This is a genomic window from Caulobacter sp. S45 (assembly GCF_903642205.1).
GTDB lineage: Bacteria > Pseudomonadota > Alphaproteobacteria > Caulobacterales > Caulobacteraceae > CAHJWH01.
In genome coordinates this window covers 1-3,252 of the sequence record NZ_CAHJWH010000231.1, presented here as the reverse complement: position 1 = coordinate 3,252, position 3,252 = coordinate 1, and the positions used below count along the sequence as shown (strand labels likewise).

Annotated in this window: 4 protein-coding genes; 2 read left to right on the top strand and 2 right to left on the bottom strand. The window is 66.9% G+C overall.

Going from position 1 to position 3,252, the window contains the following annotated elements:
• A partial coding sequence (fliM, locus tag HUV06_RS15320) for a flagellar motor switch protein FliM (RefSeq protein ID WP_174302109.1) occupies nucleotides 1–776 on the bottom strand: 776 nt, incomplete at its 3' end.
• A gap of 3 nt (nucleotides 777–779) precedes the next feature.
• Complete coding sequence (locus HUV06_RS15315) at nucleotides 780–1,376, bottom strand: flagellar basal body-associated FliL family protein (RefSeq protein ID WP_174302108.1); 597 nt, start codon at nucleotides 1,374–1,376, stop codon at nucleotides 780–782.
• Between the two features lie 235 nt (nucleotides 1,377–1,611).
• Here HUV06_RS15315 and flgF point away from each other — a divergent pair, with 235 nt between their 5' ends.
• Together flgF and flgG are read left to right on the top strand one after the other, a co-directional pair.
• Entirely contained in the window at nucleotides 1,612–2,376 is a 765-nt protein-coding gene (flgF, locus tag HUV06_RS15310; protein ID WP_174302107.1) for a flagellar basal-body rod protein FlgF, read from the top strand.
• A gap of 15 nt (nucleotides 2,377–2,391) precedes the next feature.
• Nucleotides 2,392–3,180 (top strand): flagellar basal-body rod protein FlgG, encoded by a 789-nt coding sequence (gene flgG / locus HUV06_RS15305; RefSeq protein WP_174302106.1) that lies wholly within the window; start codon nucleotides 2,392–2,394, stop codon nucleotides 3,178–3,180.
• The last annotated feature ends 72 nt before the right edge of the window (nucleotides 3,181–3,252 follow it).

The following is a 3,252-nucleotide window of genomic DNA, read 5'->3' as shown; positions in this document are numbered from 1 at the left end:
TGGTCACGGCCGAACTTCTCGCCCATGAACTGCTGGAGCAGCATCTTGCGGATGGGCTCCAGGGTCGCATAGGGGAGCAGCAGCTCCACCCGCCCACCGCGGTCCTCCATGTCGATGCGCAGCTTGACCAGGATGGCGGCGTTGGCGGGCCGGCCGATGGCGGCGAAGCGCGGGTTGGTCTCCAGCCGCTCCAGGTCGAAGCTGACCTTGGTCAGAGGTTCGAAGGCCGCCCGACAATCGTTCAGCACCACCTCGACCATGCGCTGGACCAGCATCCGCTCGATGGTGGTGTAGGGACGGCCCTCGATCCGCATGGCCGCGGCGCCCCGCCGGCCGCCCAGCAGCACGTCGACCACCGAATAGATCAGGTTGGAGTCGACGGTCAGCAGCCCGTAGTTGTCCAGCTCCTCGCACCGGAACACCGCCAGGATCGCCGGCATGGGGATGGAGTTGAGGTAATCGCCGAAGCGGATGGAGGAGATGTTGTCCAGGCTCACTTCGACGTTGTCGGAAGTGAAGTTGCGCAAGCTGGTCGTCAGCAACCGCACCAGGCGGTCGAAGACGATCTCCAGCATCGGCAGGCGTTCGTAGGAAACGAGTGCGGAGTTGATGATGGCGCGCACGCCCGTGCGCTCAGCTCCCTCCTCGTCGTTGAGCTCGAACCCGAGGAGGCTGTCGATCTCCTCCTGATTCAGCACCCGCTCGGGCGCGCCTGAGCCGACGGCCACGCTGTCGCCCCAGGCGCTGGGGTCCGCTTCTGTGGGGGTGTCCGCCATCGGCTACTGGACCAGCATTTCCTGGACGAGCACCGCGTTCACCTTGGACGGCGCAATCACCAGGTTCACCCGGCGCTGAATCTCCTGGCGCAGCTGATAGCTGCCCTCGCTGCCGGCCAGATCGTCGGGGCGGAGCTCCCGCAGGAAGCTCTGGAACATGTCGTTCAGGCGCAGCTGGTTGGGCGAGATCGCCTCGGCGCTGTCCTCGTCGGCCATCTCGAAGGCGAGCTTGAGCTTCAGGTAAGTCGGGCGGCCGTCGGTGGACTGTATGTTCACCACCATGTCCGGCATCGTATAGAAGACCACACCGTCCGGTCCCTGGCTGATGGGGTTCGGGCCCGCATCCTTCTTGTCGCCGTCCTTCTTGGCGGGCGGCTTCTTGTGGGCCTTGTGCGCCTCGGCCTTGCCGCCGCCCATCATCAGCACGGCCGCCACGCCGCCGCCGCCCAGGACCACCAGGGCCCCCGCGCCGCCGGCGATCAGCAGCTTCAGCGGCAGCTTCTTCTTGACGCCCTCCCCCGCCGCACCCTCGACGGCCTCGCCCTCGAGCTCGGGATCGGCCTTGGGAGCCGGCGTCTTGTCCTTCTTGAGCTTGGACATTGGGACCCTGAACACCTGTCGCGCGGGCGGAGTCGCCTCAGCCATGCCGTCCCCCGTACCTGAGGCCTGCATGGTTAACGTTCCGTTTGAACCTGGCAGGCGTCGCCTCGCCACCCGGCAGCATCTGCCCGGCTAAAAAGGGGACCCGGGCGCCGGCGTTAACCAGCTAAGCCCCCAACCGGCTTGAAAAAGTCCTGGCCCGGCCCTTGCAACGCCTCTCCCGAACGGAGGCCGCATGGACAACGCCATCTACGTCGGACTGTCGCGGCAGATGACGCTGCAGCGCGCCCTCGACGTCGCCGCCAATAACATGGCCAACGTGGATACCGCGGGCTTCAAGGTGGAGCACCTGTCGGTGATGACCGACCCGCTCACCGCCCCAGGCAGCTCGTTCGGGCTCGGCAATGCGCCGATCAACTACGTGCTGGACAACGGCTCGACCCGCGACTTCAGCCAGGGCGCCATGGAGCAGACCGGCGCCACCTTCGACACCGCCATCGAGGGCGCGGGCTTCTTCAGCATCCAGACCGCGAACGGCGTGCGCTACACCCGCGACGGCCGCTTCGGAACCGACGCGCAGAACCAGCTGGTGGACCAGGCGGGCGACCCGGTTCTGGACACCGGCGGCTCGCCGATGACCATCGATCCTACCCTCACCACGCCGACCATCGGCAAGGACGGCTCGATCAGCCAGAGCGCGCGCAACGGCGCCATCAGCAAGGTGGGCCGCATCGGCGTCACCCGCTTCGCCAACAAGGGCGCGCTGTCCAAGGAAGGCGCCAATCTGTTCGCCGACCCGACCGGCGCGGCCGGCGCGACCAGCGCCCCGGACGCGGTGGTGCGCCAGGGCTTCGTGGAGAAGTCCAACGTCAATCCGGTGGTCGAAGTCACCAGCCTGATCGACATCACCCGCGCCTACGAGCGCGTGCAGAACATCATCCTGGCGACCCAGGACCTCTCCGCCAAGGCGGTGGACGGTCTCGGCAAGCTCAGTTCGTAAGGCGGACCGTAGACCATGAGAGCCCTGCGCATCGCCGCCACCGGCATGGCCGCCCAGCAGCTGAACGTGGAGGTGATCTCCAACAACATCGCCAACATGAACACCGTCGGCTACAAGGCCCAGCGCGCCGAGTTCGAGGACCTGCTGTACGACAACGTGCAGCGCCCCGGCGCCCAATCCTCGGATACCGGGACGGTCGTGCCCACCGGCGTCCAGCTCGGCTCCGGCGTAAAGACCGGCAGCGTCTACCGGATCATGACCCAAGGCGCGATGACCCAGACCGGCAACAAGCTGGACGTGGCCATCAACGGGCGCGGCTATCTTCAGGTGCTGATGCCGTCCGGCGAGACCGCCTACACCCGCGCCGGCAACCTGTCGGTGAACGACCAGGGTCAGGTGGTGACCTCGGAGGGCTACCAGGTCATCCCCCAGATGACGATCCCCCAGACCGCCACCGACGTCAGCATCTCCTCCTCAGGCCAGGTCCAGGCGACCCTGCCGGGCCAGGTCAACCCTCAGCAGGTCGGCCAGATGCAGCTGGTCAGCTTCTACAACGAGGCGGGGCTGGAGGCGATCGGCGACAATCTGTTCCTGCAGAGCGGTTCGTCCGGAGCGCCGGTCACCGGCACGCCCAACTCCACCGGCTTCGGCGCCCTGCAGCAGGGCTACACCGAGGCCTCCAACGTCGATCCGGTGACCGAGATCAGCGCCCTGATCGTGGCCCAGCGCGCCTACGAGATGAACTCCAAGGTGGTCACCTCGGCAGACCAGATGCTGCAGACCACCAGCCAGATGAAGTCGTGATGATGGGCCTCGGCAAACTTCTCCTCCCCTGCGCAGCGAGGGAGGTGGCGCGGCGCAACCTGCGCCGTGACG